Consider the following 15,903-nt stretch of genomic DNA (forward strand, 5'->3'; position numbering starts at 1 on the left):
GAAATTCTATGTAGACTTATGTACAATTGCTTGCTTTTCACAGCTGGCTGTGCGAAATTAATATCTAAATTAATACAAACTACGGTAATTTGATAAATTATAAGTAAATTTCAACTCAGGGATCGAGAACCCAGTAGTAATAACCGTGGAATCGTGCAGAAAAAACGATGTTAACAGATTCTCAAGAACTAGAAATCACCACTGACTCATTAGAGGCGGTAAATGCCATCAATGGCTTTTTTGAGCAGTTGCTCAGTGTTGGAAACAATTCCCAAGTTATCCTGAAGGCAGTTGAGGCAGATCCAACTTGTGCGATCGCCACAGACAAAGACTACCTGCCATACAACATCGTTCCGCAATTATTCCTGATTAGAGATTGTCAATTTGAAAGTTTTGAGGATTTTTGAGGAGAAAATGATTGTTCACTTTTACTAAATCACCTGTGCAGCGAATTGGTAAACGTTCCTGATAGGCTTTAATAGCTAAGATATAATCATTGTTTGCTAGTTCGGTTTTGACTTCTTGTAATTTCTCGAAAATTGAACAGAGTAAAGTAATTTCTCCACTCAGTTGATCGATTGGTGGAGTAGCGATTTGCACGACTATACCTAGAAAGGTGAAGTTGGGATAATTGGTAAGAAATTCGCTTAAGATCTCAACTTGGTCACGATTTTCTACCACTTCTAATGTGTTTAATATATCGCTGATTCTTTCGGCATAATCTCCTAAGCTATATTGGAGAGGTAGCAAGATTTCATATTCAGGAGCGGCATCCTTTTTAAGTCGCCAAATTGCCCCAGTATCATTATAAATCCGCCCGGTTTCATGCCAACCAGTAGCTAGTAAATGTGCCTGGAGCACATCAGGGTTAACAGTTTTGAGTATTTGACTATCTTTAATGGAAACTTTCATGGCAACCCTCCAAAACTAATGCGTTGAATGATGGCTTGAAGTGCATCTGGTGTCAACTGATTACTACGGGGTATTTCAATAGTAACATTGGTTGTATTTTCGGTGTCAGGTGCTCCGCGTAAGGATACCCAGTAAGCACAATATCTAAGACACAGCTCGTCTTCGGTTTGTTTTAACCAGTCGATTATTTTATCTGGAACTAAAACGACTACTAAAATCCGAGGGACTAGGGCGTTGATTTTTAATTCATTATAATTTTTCAGGTTAAGGGGATATTTAATATAGTTTTCATTGCTGAGATCTTTGGCTGTACATTTTAATTGTACTTCTAGTCTAGGAGAAAGGATTTTCCCTGTCCCACCTCTAAAAAGCGTTTAGTATCATCAGAACGTTTGACGATCGATAATACGCAACCATTCAAAGAAGAGACACGGAGACTGTGGGACGCGGGGACGACTTTTGGCTTCGGCAACTATCGACTATACACGATCGCGGCTCATGAGGGAAGCCCCTCAAGCGGGTGCGGGTATGGATTCGGTGGCGTCTTACTGAGGCGGGCTGCTTGCTGCCACCGTTGCGATCGCGCAAGTACTGCCAAATCTGCCGAATCTCGTTGCGAAATTCTTGGCGGTCAATTGCTGCTTGCTGCCTGTCTTGGGCTGCTTCGGCTGCTAGGCGATCCGTTCGTTCGCGAAAAGCAAGGCGGTCTTGGGCTGCTTGCTCGGCTAAGGAATCTACTCGTGTTGCAACAGTATTAACGTTAACCGTTAGTGTATCTACTCTCTCAGTAAGTTGCTGAATGTTTGCTACCAGTACATCAATAGTGGCATCATGTTCTACAACTTTTTCGCCTACGTTGGCAAACAGAGTTTCTAAGCGGCTGAGTCGTTCGTCAGTGGTTGGTGGTTGTCCTGCGTTAGTCATTTGTTTTTACCCCTTTCATATTCTGCTATCCGTTCAGCTAGCGCCACAGAAACAAGATTGCTAACTGAGCGTTGCTGTTCATCGGCGATCGTTTGCAGTTTGTCTAATATCTCCTGTGATGCCAAGTAAATTGTCAACCGTGGTTTTTTTGTAGCCATGACATACAAAATATGTTTTATGTAGCTATTAAATACCACTTTTCCGATTCGTATACCAAAAGTTCTTGCCACACAAGTCATGGAGCTAGCTCATAGACTTGATTCTGGGGAAATTTTTGAAAATGTGTCACAATCAAAATGAGTAGATTTTGACTTAATCACGCGCATCATCAGAAAAGCAAAGCGATAGCACTTTCATCAGTTGCGATCGCCAATGGAATAACCAAGCGAGTTATCGAGTTGGACATTGAAAAGTGCTTCGATAGGATAAGCCACTCGGCAATTATGGATAAACTCATTGCTACTCGTAGCATCAGGCAAGGAATCTTCCGATGCCTCAAAGCTGGAGTCAATCCAGAATTCCCAGAACAAGGAACCCCCCAGGGGGGCGTGGCGAGTCCCCTATTAGCGAATATTGCGCTCAATGGCATAGAGCATATTCACCAGTCCGTGCGTTATGCAGACGACATGGTGATTATACTCAAACCTAAAGACAACGCGCAACAGATACTTGATACAATCAACCAGTTCCTCGCCGACAGAGGAATGAACATCAGCCAAAAGAAGACTAAGCTAACCGCTACGACAGATGGCTTTGACTTCCTCGGTTGGCACTTCAAGGTGCAAGCCAACGGAAAATTTCGATGCGTCCCATCAACGGACAATTTCAAAAAGTTCCGTCAGAAACTAAAAGCCGTCGTCAACAACTCGAATTATGGTGCTCAGGCAAAAGCTGAGAAGCTAGCGCCAATAGTGAGAGGTTGGAGAAACTACCACCGCTACTGCAAGATGGACGGTTCCAGGTTTTCGCTGTACCACATCCAGCGCATTGCGTACAAGGTATTCAACAAGGAAGCCAAGCAAACCCGCTACTCTAGTAAGAAATTACTAAACAGAGCGTTTCCTTCGGTTCCTTACTCCGAAAACAAACACATCAACGTCAAAGGAACCAAATCCCCCTTTGATGGCGATGTCGCCTACTGGAGTGAGCGAAACAGCAAGCTCTACGACGGCGAAACCTCTTTTGCTTTAAAACGGCAAAACCATACGTGTGGTGCTTGTGGGTTGAAGTTTCTGACAGATGAGCGAGTGCATCTCCATCATGTGGACGGAAATCACGCCAACTGGAAAAAACAAAATCTGATAGCAATCCATGAAAGCTGTCATGATTACCTACACATGGGCAAAAGCAGTAGCTAAGAACATCGGAAGCTGGGTGCGGGAAAACTCGCACGCCCAGATTTAACAGAGAGGTGCGGCGGATAATACCGCCCATCGACTCTACCCAATGCCATTGTGGGATATCACCTAATACCCCTAGAGCAATCAAGCGGCTTGGGCATTGCCCTCATTTTTAAGAGCTAGATCCGAGGTCAACTTATCTTCTGCTTTTAAAATTGTAAATTTATTACCTTTTAAGCTATCAAAAATTTTTTCCCTATCCTCAACGTTTAACTCTAATGCTGTTTTCTTTTCTGTTATTCTAGCTTGGTTTAATTCTTCATGTATTATTTTGGTAACATGGAACCTATCGACCGTAATGACAGCGTTTGGGCAAATCTTATTGATTAAACTTTTATAATTTCCAGTCAGATCCAGACCTTTCTTCTTCTATTCGTTCTAAAACTTTTTCTCCCCACTTTTTCATAACATTTTCTATTTTCATTTGTTTTCTTTCTTTTACTAAACCTATTAATCTCCCTGAATCTATATCTACAAGTACAACAATAAATTTTCCTTGCCCTTTTACTAAACTTATTTCATCGATTCCTAACATAAGTCAAATTGTTTAGATTTATTGGTCATATATTTTTAGCTACATCTTCAAGCATTCACCTTGACTCTTCATCGGTTAATCCATTATTTTCCGCCACATTACTTACATTACTACTAATAAGTTGTTTAACAATATTTTCCGCATATCGATGCGTATATGTCTTTCTCGCTCCTACAAAATCAAGCTTTTCGTTAAACGTTTTTCGGCACGTTTTACATTTAAATCTTCGTCTATTTACATTTAATATTACTTCTTTATCCCCCATCGGTAAATCTTTTCCTAAGGAATTTTGATTTTGGTGTAAATGTTCTGACTTCTTACCGCACTGCGGACATATGGCGATTTTCGTCTTTTTACTTACTGATAAAAATAAGATCGAACCCTCTTGTAGACTTGATTCTACCACTAGAGCGGACAAATTTAATAGTTGAGTAAGGACTCTTTTCATAATTAATTTTACTTAAACGCTGAATGAATATTCTAATATTTTAGCACGTTAAGTACGCAAGAGCCGCTGACAAGTTGCCAGAAGCGTTGCCAGAAGCACTTCAAGCCGCTCGCTCCATTGCAGATGAATTTTATCGTGCTAAAGCCCTAACTGCCTTAGCTGACAAGTTGCCAGAAGCACTTCAAGCCGCTCGCTTCATTGCAGATGAATTTTATCGCGCCAAAGCCCTAACTGCCTTAGCTGACAAGCTGCCATCCGCATTAATGCCCGAAGCACTCCAAGCTGCTTGTTAGTTTGCAAATAAACAGTATTGCGTCAAAGCTCTAATTGCCTTAACTGACAAACTGCCATCCGCGTTGCTAGAAGCACTTCAAGCCGTTCGCTCATTTTGACGGGCTTACTTCCTCATCAAGTGCGGGTCAGCACTCTGTTTTGCCTGCTTGCTTAAGAATATCTAATCCATTACCGTTATTGCGAGGATCTCGATCGACTATTGAGATATATATTTCCTGAATGCGCGGCTCTTGAGAGATTGCCAAAGCACAGGAGAGTGTGCGTCCCTCAAAAGAACAAGGTTCAAAAGTAACGTACATTTGCAAAAGGACAGGAATTTTATCTGTCTGCGTTTTCTTTACCAAAAGATATTGCTGGTATCTTGCAAATTTACACTTTTCTTGACTCTACACCAGATCGACGGCAATTTTCTCAACCAGATTCGTTGGGTCTGAGCTTATTGACATATCAAGTTGAAGATATTCAAGACTTTCATCAACGTGTATCTACGTATATCTAATAATAGCGCTACTCACGTTACACTCTATGGCAGGATACGATCGCAGGAACATTTTTGATTTCCTTTACGAAATTTCCACCTGTTCGACTTCTTGTGTCTGTACTTGGTCGAGTTCTGGTAACTTTTGCCCTAAAATCATTACTATTACCATCATTAATAAACTCGTTACCATAATGATGCTCACCACATTTGGCTCGTCGAAATTACTCGTACCTATTAACAATGCGGCGGCAAAATTGCGTTGAGCAGTTCCTACTCCTAAGACTCTCTGGGTATCAATGCCAGGACCACCTAAAAGATAACCCACAGTAAAGGAGAATACAATAAAAATGGCACAAACAAAGATGACACCAGTTTTTAATAAAATAATAATCTCGTTGAAATGTACTATCAGCCTTATAGCTAAACCTAAAATCAAACCAAAACTAGATATTTTGAAAGCAATTGGTAGAATATTGATAGCGAACGCTTCATATTTTGCCTTAATTAATAACCCAATTCCTAAAGGTATTAACATCATAAATATTAAGGGTTTGGCAATATCCCAAGAGTTGACTTGTACGCCTTGTAAAACTAATGGTAGTACGAGCGGCATATAAAAGACTGTACCGAACATTAACAACATCATCAGTCCTGTAGAAAAAGCTAAATTTCCCTTCACTATTTGGGCAAGTTTAGGTAAAGCAGGAGGACCAGAGGCTAATGCCATGACAATTAAACCATCTTTTACGGGTTCTGTGAGAGGTATGACTTGCAGCAGTAAATACACAAAAAGTGGCACTAAGACAAAGTTTGTTAGCAAAGAGAAAATCACCAAACGTACATTACAAAGAGGTTGCCAGATTTGCTGTACAGTTAACTTTAAACCTGTTCCAAACATAGTGGCTACGACAAATGCTAAAAAGGCTATTTTGTCAAGTATTGGGATAATTTCGTTCATAAATTTTTGTTTGATGCTAAGTCTGTATATGTTGGGTTTCGTTCCGAATGGCACTAAGATAAGGGTCTCAAATTTTCTGAAAAGCTTATGAATTCAAGCTTTTATGAATTTTAAATCTTCACCAACCAATGAGACCACGATGGTTTGAGCAATTGCCCAGGGATATGGAAACCTGTTTAAACGCGGAAATACTATTTTGTTTTCCAACCTCAGAAACAAGCTTTATATCCCAAAGACTCCAGAAGCATTACCGGAGAATTGTTTGAGCTTATCTTAGTCCCATTCGGTTTCGTTCCTCAACCCAACCTACGTATTTTCTGTGGCATCTCTCCTTACCCCCCTTAATCCCCCCTTATAAAGGGGGGAAACAGGAAATTTATTTTCCTCCCCAATACATCGGGGAGGTTAGGAGGGGTAAAAATAATATGCAGCTTCATATTAAATTGGTATTACCTCCATATTATTTAATTCAAATTCAGCGTAACTTTCTGTAAATTACCTGTGAATGTAAACGGGACTTGATAAGTTTCACTTGCAGGAGTACCTGTATCTCGACCAACATCAAAGGTTTCATCTAATGCCAATCGATAGGGTACAGTTTGTTTAATTCGACCTTCAGCTACTTGTCGAGCGCTGATAAATAACTTCCCAATTCCTCCTGCACCAACTTTACAGCCATCGTAGTTAAAATCAAATCTGATTGTTGATTTACCTGGAGGTAATTTTTCAGGAGATTGAATTATGTAACGTTCTGCATTAACGAAGTTGTAGAGATATGTTGGTTTGCTATTTTCCAAGAAAAAGCTCCAACCAGCAAAACGTCCCCCTTGAGTCAATAGCACACCTTCTGCACCTCTTTCTGGAATTTCTACATCAGCCGTGATACTAAAGGATCTATTTTTCAAACTTGGTGCGCTACCTTCTGGAATGGGTGCTACACCAGGATAGTAAGTAAAAGTTTTCCGTCCGGCGGCTGGAGAAGGACGGCTAGTGACATCAAACCGTTCAGAAATGCGATCGTCTAATGGGAAAACTTGATATTGACGAGCTTGTGATAAAAACAATTCTTGCAGTTTTGCTAGTTTCTTAGGATTTTCAGCCGCTAGGTTATTGGCTTCACTAAAATCTTCCTCAATATTGTAAAGTTCCCAAGGGTCTTGTTGGAAGTCAGCATTAATTGTACCTTGCCAAGGTAATCGAGGATGACGAGCGGCGGCTATCCATCCCTCATCATAAATAGCGCGGTTGCCAAACATCTCGAAATACTGAGTTTTACGATGGGAAGGTGCATCAGGATTATCAAAGGTGTAGACTAGGCTAGTCCCTTCTAGTTTCTGTTGCTTTACTCCGTTAACTTCAGTCGGTACAGTTATTCCCGCAACCTCTAAGATAGTGGGGGTAATATCAATGACATGATGGAATTGACTTCGGATTCCACCGCGATCTTTAATGCGATCGCCCCAAGCTACAATCAAGGGATTACGAGTACCGCCAAAGTGAGAGGCGATTTGTTTTGTCCATTGAAAAGGGGTAGCGCCTGCCCATGCCCAAGCTGCATGATAGTGATTAAAGGTTTTGGAACTGCCCAAATCATTCAATGAAGCCAGCAGTTGCTCTCGACTTTCGGGTACTTTATTGAAAACTCTTAATTCATTGATACTACCTGCTAAACCGCCTTCTGCACTAGCGCCATTATCGCCAACAATATAGAAAATAATGGTGTTATCCAATTCACCAATTTGGTCGATCGCATTAATTAATCTGCCAACTTCATAGTCAGTCTGTGCTAAAAAGCCTGCAAAGACTTCCATTTCATGGGCATAAATTCTTTGTTCATCTTTGGATAAGGAATCCCAAGCTGGTAGTTCTTTAGGACGAGGTGTAAGCAGTGCATTAGCGGGAATTACACCCAGTTGTTTTTGACGGACAAAGGTTTGTTCTCGCAAGCGATCCCAGCCTTCATCAAATTTACCTTTATACTTGTCTATCCAAGCTTTGGGCGCATGGTGAGGCGCATGGGTAGCACCAGTCGCTAAATAGGTGAATATTGGCTTGTCAGGAGCTATGGATTGTTGAGAACGAATCCAGGCGAGCGCACGATCTACTAAATCTGGAGTCAAATGGTAATCGGGGTTATTAATTGGTGGTGCAACTCGCTTAGTATTTTCTACTAAAGCCGGACTCCATTGATTAGTATCACCACCTAAAAAACCGTAAAAATACTCGAATCCCAACCTTGTTGGCCAGCGATCGAAAGGACCAGCAGCGCTAGTTTCATAATCAGGCGTGTTGTGCCATTTACCAAAAGCAGCAGTATTATAACCATTTTGCCGTAATATTTCTGCTACTGTGGCAGCACTCTTAGGTAAGATAGTTGTGTAACCGGGAAAGCCTGTTGCTAATTCCTCAACAACTCCTGTACTCACCGAGTGATGGTTTCGTCCAGTTAACAAAGCTGCTCGTGTAGGCGAACAAAGGGCTGTGGTATGGAATTGGTTGTAACGCAATCCTTTTTCTGCTAGACGAGTCAGATTTGGGGTTTCTACAAGTCCACCAAAGGTACTTGCTTGCCCAAAGCCCACATCATCTAGCAGTACTAACAGCACATTCGGGGCTTTTTCTGGAGCAGCGATTGGAGCGGGAAAATCTGGTTTTGACTCGGCATAAGTGCTGCCGATTTTACCTTGAAAGAACGGTTGGGGAATAGGCAATACCTTGGCTGTATCTGCTAGGGCAGGGCTAATGAGCGTGACTAAGCTAATGACAACAGATACGGCGATACTTGTAGCAAGCAAAGCGATAAGCCGGGTACGGCTTGCGCCAAGGGCGATCGCCCGTAAAATTAAACGTAACATAACAATAACCTATTACTTAAAGTTTCGAGCTTCTACTTTTCTACAAGGGAACAGGAAGAAGGAAACAGAGCTTTAATTGTTTGAAAAGCTAATAATTAGAGTATCATATCTGTTACAGCTAATAATTAGGAATTGCTAAGAAGTCATTTATAAAGTAAATCTTAAATCGCCAAATGTATTGTGTAGGTTGGGTTGAGGAACGAAACCCAACAAAGCTGCCAAATAAGGAGGACAAGGAATTGTTAAGAGTCCATAGCGAAAATGAACTACAACTAAATGCTGACGTGCTAGTCATTGGTGGTGGTCCTGCTGCTGCCTGGGCAGCATGGGCAGCCGCATCCCAAGGAGTCAAAGTCATTGTTGTTGATAAAGGTTTTCTAGGTACGAGCGGTGCTGCTGCTGCTAGTGGTAATGGTATCATGGCTCCAACTCCTGAGAATTGGGACAAAGTTTTATCGGAGCGTTATTGCTTAGGCAAAAACCTAGCTAACTTACGTTGGCTCGAGCGTGTTATCGAAAAAACTTGGCTCAGTTTGCCACTCGTGGAAGATTGGGGCTATCGTTTCCCCAAAGAAAATGGAGAATCCGTGCGCCAGAGTTATTATGGTCTTGAATATATGCGGGTACTTCGCAAAACCCTCTTGCGTTTGGGCGTTCAGATTCTCGACCAAAGCCCTGCTCTAGAGCTTTTATTAGCTGACGACGGCTCAGTGGCTGGAGCAAGAGGCGTGCAACGGCAAAAACATTGTACCTATACCGTTCGCGCTAGTGCTGTAGTTATGGCAAATGGTGGCTGTGCATTCTTAAGTAAAGCATTGGGGTGCAATACCAATACAGGTGATGGACTGCTGATGGCAGTAGAAGCTGGTGGCGAACTTTCCAGTATGGAAGCATCCAATCACTATGCCATCTCAACTGCTTTCAATGCCACCGTGACAAGGGGAGTTCCTTTTGGCTGGGCTAGTTACACTGATGAAGCAGGCAACGATCTTGGTGGTTATATCAATGGTCGTCGCGATCCTTCCTTCCTCCCCAATGCCCTTCTAAAAGGCTCCGTTTATGCTCGTTTGGATCGAGCTACACCTGAAGTTAAAGCAGTTATTGAAAGGTCTCATTTCATAGCTTTTTTACCGTATAAAAAAGCTGGGATCGATCCTTACACGGAACGAGTACCTGTAACACTGGTTTTAGAAGGTACAGTTCGTGGTACGGGTGGAATTCGGATTGTGAATGATAGTTGTGCCACAAAAGTTCCTGGACTTTACGCTGCTGGGGATGCTGCATCGCGGGAGTTTTTATCTGGTCTAGCTTCTGGAGGTGGTGGTCCCAATGCCGCCTGGGCAATCTCCACAGGACAGTGGGCAGGGGTTGGAGCAGCTGCTTTTGCGAAAAGTCTGGGCGCGAGCGCCCACGAACGAGTTGTGTATCCTGTTGGTCAAGCTGGATTGCGTTCTCAGTCAAACACTGTTGAAACATTCGATAGCGAAGAGATTGTGCGCGGCGTACAAGCCCAGATGTTCCCGTTGGAAAAGAATTATTGGCGTTGCGAGCAAGGGCTTTTGGATTCCCTAGCCTCCTTAGAAACCCTGTGGCAGCAGGTACAAGCAAACCCAAAACAAGATACAGTAAGCGATGTAGAATTTTCTCGTCGAGCAGCTGCACTCACGGCTGTAGCGCGATGGGCATATTTTAGCGCTTTACATCGCACGGAAACGCGCAGCGAACATATTCGGGTGGACTATCCCGAAACCGATCCAAATCAACGTTATTATCAAGCGACTGGTGGTTTAGATAAGCTTTGGGTAAGACGCGATTGGATAAAGGATGCGATGTCTGGTGACAAGCCGCAAAACGTTAAAGTTGTAACAGGAGCAATAGACATCTCCGGAAAAGATGTAGGGGCGCAAGGCATTGCGCCCCTACCAAGACTTTCAGGTCATGCACAATTAATTTCTGGAGATGTCTAATATCATGATTGAGCTTGTTAGCCATAAACTGTGTATCAATTGCAATCTGTGCGTCCAAGTTTGTCCTACCAATGTTTTTGATTCTGTACCCAATCAACCACCTGCGATCGCTCGAAAAGACGACTGTCAGACTTGTTTCGTCTGTGAAGCATATTGTCCTGCTGATGCACTTTATGTTGCCCCTGAATCTCATACTGATGTTACAGTCAATGAAGATGATTTAATTGAAAGTGGCATAATGGGAGAATATCGTCGCATTTTGGGTTGGGGATATGGCAGAAAAAATAATAGTGAATTGGATACAGCTCATAAACTTCGCCATTTGCCACGCCCATATCAAAGTTGATTTGAGTGTTGAATTATTCAAGACCATGCATACGGAGGGCTAATGAGCAGTAAGAAGCAATTGAAACTAGGCGCTTTCATGCGTCCTGTCAGCATACATACAGGTGCTTGGCGCTATCCTGGAGCTTTGCCTGATGCTAATTTTAACTTTCCAGCATTGAAACGATTTATCCAAAAACTAGAGCAGGGCAAGTTCGACGCATTCTTTATGGCAGATCATTTGGCGGTTCTCAATATGCCGATTAATGCGCTCAAGCGCAGTCACACCGTCACCTCTTTCGAGCCTTTCACCCTGCTTTCTGCCCTCGCAAGTGTTACCGAACGTATTGGGTTGATAGCCAGCGCTTCCACAACCTACGATCAACCTTTCCACGTTGCTCGCCGCTTTGCCTCTCTAGACCACATCAGTGGCGGTCGCGCCGGATGGAACATTGTTACCACATACAATCCAGATGCAGCTCTCAACTTCGGTTTGGAAGAAGAGCTAGAGCATGACGAACGCTATCTCAGGGCTAGGGAATTCTATGATGTTGTAACAGGTCTTTGGGATTCCTTCGCTGACGATGCGTTTATCCGAGATGTGGAATCAGGAATTTATTTCGATCCTGCAAAACTTCACGTTTTAGGTCATAAGGGAAAACATCTCTCGGTACGGGGACCATTGAACATCGCTAGACCTGTCCAAGGTTGGCCAGTCATCGTCCAGGCGGGTGCCTCTCAAGCAGGACGGCAATTAGCTGCCGAAACTGCCGAAGCTGTATTTGCACCTGCTGGTAATTTGGAGGCAGGTAAGGCTTTATTTGCAGATATTAAAGGGCGAGCGCGGGCGAGCGGACGCGACCCAGAAAGCATTAAAATTCTTCCAGGTGCTTTAGTCATTGTGGGTGAAACCGTTGCAGAGGCGCGTGCCAAGCGTACACATTTGGACAGCTTAATACACTATGACAGTGGAATAGCTAGCCTAAATATTGCACTTGGCTATGATGTTTCCGGCTTCGATCCGGATGGACCTTTGCCTGAAATCCCGCACACTAACGGCAGTCATAGCGGGCGAGAACGAACGATCGCACTGGCGCAACGCGAGAATCTGACTATTCGACAGCTAGCTCAACGCATCGGCAGTTATGGTGGGCTGGCGTTTGTTGGTACTCCCCAAACTATCGCTGATGAAATGGAGCAATGGCTGACTGAGGAGGGTTCTGATGGCTTCAATGTCATATTTCCTTTTCTTCCTGAAGGGTTGGATGATTTTGTTGACAAGGTTGTGCCAGAACTCCAACGACGTGGGATCTTTCGTCAGGAATATGAGGGCAAGACGTTACGGGAAAATCTGGGACTCGTCCGCCCTGTTAATCGCTTCTTTGAGACTACAAATGAGTCTGTGGATTACAGGGATTTTCAACTGGGTGCAGTATATTAAATGATTAAGGAACCGCACCCTGTAGCAGATGCACGCGGATAAGTAATGGAATAATAATGGCTTGATTTAAAGCTATTAAGAGGCAAGTAGTTAGGTAGAAATAAACATAACTACTTGACAAAATTTAAAGATGCTAGAAATCCTTACCAATGACAAATGACTAATGACTAATGACAATCTTTTTTCAAACCCAAATATCGGAAGTGCAATCGCCACCAGGATAACGCATCTCATGAGCGCGAGATGCACCTTTTGGTTCTTTGCCAAAGTCAACGTAAAAGTTCTCGTTGATTTTTAATCCTCCGTTTTCAGTATCGCAGTCAACCTGCAATAAGTATGAACCACCCTTGGATAAGTCAGGATAAAATTGATTGTCCCAGGTACTAAATAGGGAGTTGGTGACATACAGCCGTTTGCCATCAAGACTTAATTGCAGCATCTGCGGTCCGCCAACTAGCTTTTTGCCCCGAACTTCACTACTTTTACCTAGTAAGCCACCGCACCAAACTTGACCTGTGAGTTTGGGAGCGAAGGGATCGGTGATATCATATTGACGAATGTCTCCGTGTAGCCAGTTGGAAAAGTAGACATAGCGATCGTCCATTGAAAGTAAAATATCGGTAATTAACGATGGTACGGGAATAGGCCACCCTTCCACTTCTTGTGATGGAATGTCAATGACTTTTTTCACATCCCAATGACCGTTAGACTTGTGCCAGTGCCAAACGTTGCTACTCAGTGCTGCACCAACAAATCCGTGAGTGCTATCAGGGTTATGGTGAAACCGGACTTCTAAAGGAATTAACCCCTCCTCGCCCAAGTTAACACTTTGAATAATTTCATGTTTAGACCAATCCCAAAAATGCAGCTGCTGACCGTAATTTCCAGCCGTCACATCGTTAAGATCGAAGCCGGGATAAAACGTTTTGGGTGCGCCCCACTCACTGCTCACCATAACATTATGACGGGGCTGATACCAAAAGTCATAATTAAAGCGCATACCATCAGCTTTGTGTTCCCAGCGCCCAGCAATTTCAAAATTTTCATCCAATAACAGAAAACCACCAGGACCATTCCCCTCGCTGTTACCCAACATTGAAATCATGACGTGACTATCAGCCAGACAGTGTACGGTATGGGGGGCGCTGAGGTTAGTTTTTTCCTTGATTTGTTCGGGTTCAATGACTTTATGAAGTTTTGGCGCTTTGGCATCTGCTGTATCAACAATGTAAATTCTGCTAGAGCGTAAACCAGGAATCACCAAAAATCGTCGGGATTTACTAGTGTCGTCGTGACAAGAGCTACATGCATTCCACCCAAAATGGTGCAGTTCGTCACCAATGTAAGGCATTGGTAGGCGATGGATAATTTGGGAGTAAGTTGGGGAATTAGGGTCAACGTCTATAGTTGCTAAATAATCTGGCTCTTGAATATTTGTACCTGTATAAAGTGCAATTGTATAGAGTATTTTTTCGCGATCTGCTTTGATCGCTGCTTCTGGAGAAGCGTAACCCGGACCACAACAAGCATGAGCCATATCTTTAGATCTCGAAGTACGTTAGTAAACAAGCCTACTGAATTAAAAGCACAGTAATATGATAGATATGAAGTATTATATAAGAGAAGATGTCAAAAATTCCAAACCACCACAAAAGATGACGAGTACACCAAGTAACAGAAGGGTTCGCTAAGGAGGGGGTATGTAGCGATAAGCTTCGCTTATCGGCTTAAGCCCTATCGCACTTGCAATCTTTCAACAGACTGCTCCTGGTGCGTGAAACTAGACATTGCAGGCGTCCTGCAAATTTATACTCCCGTTTACTCTACACCAGACCGACGGGAGTACTCCCAACCAGGTTCGCAAGGTTTGAGCTTATTTTTTTTAAGTAGAATCAGTGAATAAAAATAATAATTTCTGGCTCAGACTTGAGCAGCTTGTAGCTAGTTGTAATTTAAAAATAGACCGCCCAAAAGGAACACCACATCCACGGTATTCTTTTTTTGTTTATCCACTCGATTATGGAAATCTGGAAAACACTAGCTCTGGAGATGAAGACGGTATTGATGTCTGGTTGGGAAGCTTATCTGAGAGAAAAGTAACTGGTATCATATGTTGTATAGATTCTGAAAAGAAGGATTCAGAAATAAAGATACTTCTAGGTTGTACGTCTCAGGAAGCTCAAGACATTCTTAGCATTCACAACACTGGTTCACAATCAGCAATACTATTGAAACGTGGCGACTAGATGTCGCCTCTAACAACTTCAACCGCACTAACATAGGTGTGGAAGTAATAGATTTATCCGAAATTTATCTGCGTGCATCTGCTACAGGGTGCGGTTAATTATTTTTTTGGTATACCTCACGGAATTGGGAATTGCTATAAACGGGAGATTAAATCTCTAAATCAGCCTCCTTCATTAAAAATACGGTAAAATGATAAACATGAAGTACTATTTAAGGAAGATGTAAAAAACCCCAAACCACCACAAAGATGACAAATACAGCAATAGATGCAGCAATTCGCACTTCTTACGTTAAAATCCCTAATAACGGTTTGCAAATAGATGCTTATTTGGCGGAACCTTCAGGTGAAGGACGCTTCTCAGCAATAATCGTAGTTCAAGAAATTTTTGGCGTAAACATTCACATCCGAGAAGTGACAGAAAGGTTTGCTAAGGAGGGTTATGTCGCGATCGCACCTGCAATCTTTCAACGAACTGCTCCAGGTTTTGAAACTGGTTACACTCCCGAAGACATCCAGCTTGGTAGAAAATACAAAGAACAAACCACAGCAAGTGAGATATTAAGCGACATTCAAGCAACGATCGCAAAACTTAAAACTCTGCCAAATGTGAATGTTAATGCGATCGGCTCTATTGGTTTTTGTTTTGGAGGACATATTGTCTATTTAGCTGCAACACTACCTGAGATCAAAGCTACAGCTTCCTTTTATGGTGGTGGGATTACAAATTCCACTCCGGGCGGTGATGCGCCTACTATCACTCGTACCCCAGATATCAAAGGAACTCTCTACGCCTTCTTTGGCACTCAAGACAAAGGCATTCCCCAAGAACAAACAGAACAAATTGAAGCAGAGTTAGCAAAGTATCAAATTCCTCATCAAATCTTCCGCTATCCTGCAGAGCATGGTTTTTTCTGTAACCATCGTAGTAGTTACAATGCAGAGGCTGCGGCTGATGCTTGGAGCAAAGTTAAAGAACTATTTCAAAAGGAACTTCAGACAGCAGTGTAAGTATAGCAGTTTTCATCTGCGTGCATCCGCGTGCATCTGCGGTTCCATAACTTTTTTACGTACTGCACCCAAGCAAGAACCGCTATATACTGCATTATTAAGTTGATA

General features: G+C 42.7%; 14 protein-coding genes and 3 pseudogenes. 8 read left to right on the top strand and 9 right to left on the bottom strand.

Going from position 1 to position 15,903, the window contains the following annotated elements:
- The first annotated feature begins 167 nt into the window (after positions 1 to 167).
- Entirely contained in the window at positions 168 to 407 is a 240-nt protein-coding gene (locus tag ACKTT2_RS21425; protein ID WP_407890465.1) for a hypothetical protein, read from the top strand.
- On the opposite strand, the gene ACKTT2_RS21430 is transcribed toward ACKTT2_RS21425, so the two are convergent.
- From ACKTT2_RS21430 to ACKTT2_RS21445, 4 genes and pseudogenes are all read right to left on the bottom strand, one after another.
- A complete protein-coding gene (locus ACKTT2_RS21430) occupies positions 370 to 912 on the bottom strand; it encodes a hypothetical protein (RefSeq protein WP_407890466.1) in 543 nt (180 codons plus the stop codon). The two genes, ACKTT2_RS21425 and ACKTT2_RS21430, sit on opposite strands and share 38 nt — an antisense overlap.
- The gene (locus ACKTT2_RS21435; RefSeq protein ID WP_407890518.1) at positions 909 to 1,259 is read right to left on the bottom strand and encodes a DUF4365 domain-containing protein; all 351 of its coding nucleotides are present in this window, start codon (positions 1,257 to 1,259) and stop codon (positions 909 to 911) included. The genes ACKTT2_RS21430 and ACKTT2_RS21435 overlap by 4 nt, the downstream gene beginning before the upstream one ends.
- Positions 1,260 to 1,467: 208 nt before the next feature.
- Positions 1,468 to 1,836, bottom strand: a pseudogene (locus tag ACKTT2_RS21440) (hypothetical protein); the annotation flags it as partial.
- Positions 1,833 to 1,994, bottom strand: coding sequence for a ribbon-helix-helix domain-containing protein (locus ACKTT2_RS21445; protein ID WP_407890467.1), 162 nt, complete (start codon positions 1,992 to 1,994; stop codon positions 1,833 to 1,835). The pseudogene ACKTT2_RS21440 and the gene ACKTT2_RS21445, both read right to left, overlap by 4 nt.
- Positions 1,995 to 2,204: 210 nt before the next feature.
- Between ACKTT2_RS21445 and ACKTT2_RS21450 the strand changes: the two are divergent.
- Positions 2,205 to 3,194, top strand: a pseudogene (locus ACKTT2_RS21450) (group II intron reverse transcriptase); the annotation flags it as partial.
- A gap of 153 nt (positions 3,195 to 3,347) precedes the next feature.
- On the opposite strand, the pseudogene ACKTT2_RS52360 reads toward ACKTT2_RS21450, so the two are convergent.
- Positions 3,348 to 4,219: pseudogene (locus ACKTT2_RS52360) on the bottom strand (ISL3 family transposase); the annotation flags it as partial.
- Between the two features lie 74 nt (positions 4,220 to 4,293).
- Here ACKTT2_RS52360 and ACKTT2_RS21470 point away from each other — a divergent pair.
- Positions 4,294 to 4,512 carry a hypothetical protein gene (locus ACKTT2_RS21470; RefSeq protein WP_407890470.1) on the top strand — a complete coding sequence of 73 codons (219 nt, stop codon included), beginning with the start codon at positions 4,294 to 4,296 and terminating at the stop codon, positions 4,510 to 4,512.
- A gap of 126 nt (positions 4,513 to 4,638) precedes the next feature.
- On the opposite strand, the gene ACKTT2_RS21475 is transcribed toward ACKTT2_RS21470, so the two are convergent.
- The 3 genes from ACKTT2_RS21475 to ACKTT2_RS21485 all read right to left on the bottom strand — a co-directional run bounded on the left by ACKTT2_RS21475 (position 4,639) and on the right by ACKTT2_RS21485 (position 8,807).
- Positions 4,639 to 4,857: a cytidine/deoxycytidylate deaminase family protein gene (locus ACKTT2_RS21475; protein WP_407890471.1), complete on the bottom strand. Its 219-nt coding sequence runs from the start codon at positions 4,855 to 4,857 to the stop codon at positions 4,639 to 4,641.
- A 219-nt stretch (positions 4,858 to 5,076) separates the two neighbouring features.
- Positions 5,077 to 5,952 carry a bile acid:sodium symporter family protein gene (locus ACKTT2_RS21480; protein WP_407890472.1) on the bottom strand — a complete coding sequence of 292 codons (876 nt, stop codon included), beginning with the start codon at positions 5,950 to 5,952 and terminating at the stop codon, positions 5,077 to 5,079.
- A 464-nt stretch (positions 5,953 to 6,416) separates the two neighbouring features.
- Positions 6,417 to 8,807, bottom strand: coding sequence for an arylsulfatase (locus tag ACKTT2_RS21485; protein ID WP_407890473.1), 2,391 nt, complete (start codon positions 8,805 to 8,807; stop codon positions 6,417 to 6,419).
- Positions 8,808 to 9,046: 239 nt separating this feature from the next.
- Here ACKTT2_RS21485 and ACKTT2_RS21490 point away from each other — a divergent pair, with 239 nt between their 5' ends.
- From ACKTT2_RS21490 to ACKTT2_RS21500, 3 genes are read left to right on the top strand one after another with little or no spacing between them, the layout of a single operon-like run.
- Positions 9,047 to 10,774, top strand: coding sequence for an FAD-dependent oxidoreductase (locus ACKTT2_RS21490; protein WP_407890474.1), 1,728 nt, complete (start codon positions 9,047 to 9,049; stop codon positions 10,772 to 10,774).
- Positions 10,775 to 10,778: 4 nt separating this feature from the next.
- On the top strand, positions 10,779 to 11,120 hold the full coding sequence (locus tag ACKTT2_RS21495) for a 4Fe-4S binding protein (protein ID WP_407890475.1): 342 nt from the start codon (positions 10,779 to 10,781) through the stop codon (positions 11,118 to 11,120).
- A 42-nt stretch (positions 11,121 to 11,162) separates the two neighbouring features.
- A complete protein-coding gene (locus ACKTT2_RS21500; protein WP_407890476.1) occupies positions 11,163 to 12,539 on the top strand; it encodes an LLM class flavin-dependent oxidoreductase in 1,377 nt (458 codons plus the stop codon).
- A 184-nt stretch (positions 12,540 to 12,723) separates the two neighbouring features.
- Here the strand turns inward: ACKTT2_RS21500 and ACKTT2_RS21505 are convergent, their stop codons facing one another.
- Positions 12,724 to 14,076 carry a selenium-binding family protein gene (locus ACKTT2_RS21505; protein ID WP_407890477.1) on the bottom strand — a complete coding sequence of 451 codons (1,353 nt, stop codon included), beginning with the start codon at positions 14,074 to 14,076 and terminating at the stop codon, positions 12,724 to 12,726.
- Positions 14,077 to 14,434: 358 nt separating this feature from the next.
- Here ACKTT2_RS21505 and ACKTT2_RS21510 point away from each other — a divergent pair, with 358 nt between their 5' ends.
- Together ACKTT2_RS21510 and ACKTT2_RS21515 are read left to right on the top strand one after the other, a co-directional pair.
- Positions 14,435 to 14,785 carry an Inorganic pyrophosphatase gene (locus tag ACKTT2_RS21510; protein WP_407890478.1) on the top strand — a complete coding sequence of 117 codons (351 nt, stop codon included), beginning with the start codon at positions 14,435 to 14,437 and terminating at the stop codon, positions 14,783 to 14,785.
- Between the two features lie 248 nt (positions 14,786 to 15,033).
- Complete coding sequence (locus tag ACKTT2_RS21515; protein WP_407890479.1) at positions 15,034 to 15,795, top strand: dienelactone hydrolase family protein; 762 nt, start codon at positions 15,034 to 15,036, stop codon at positions 15,793 to 15,795.
- Positions 15,796 to 15,903 lie beyond the last annotated feature (108 nt).

The sequence above is a fragment of the Scytonema hankhaensis NUACC26 genome (assembly GCF_045865695.1).
Classification (GTDB): Bacteria; Cyanobacteriota; Cyanobacteriia; order Cyanobacteriales; family Nostocaceae; genus Scytonema.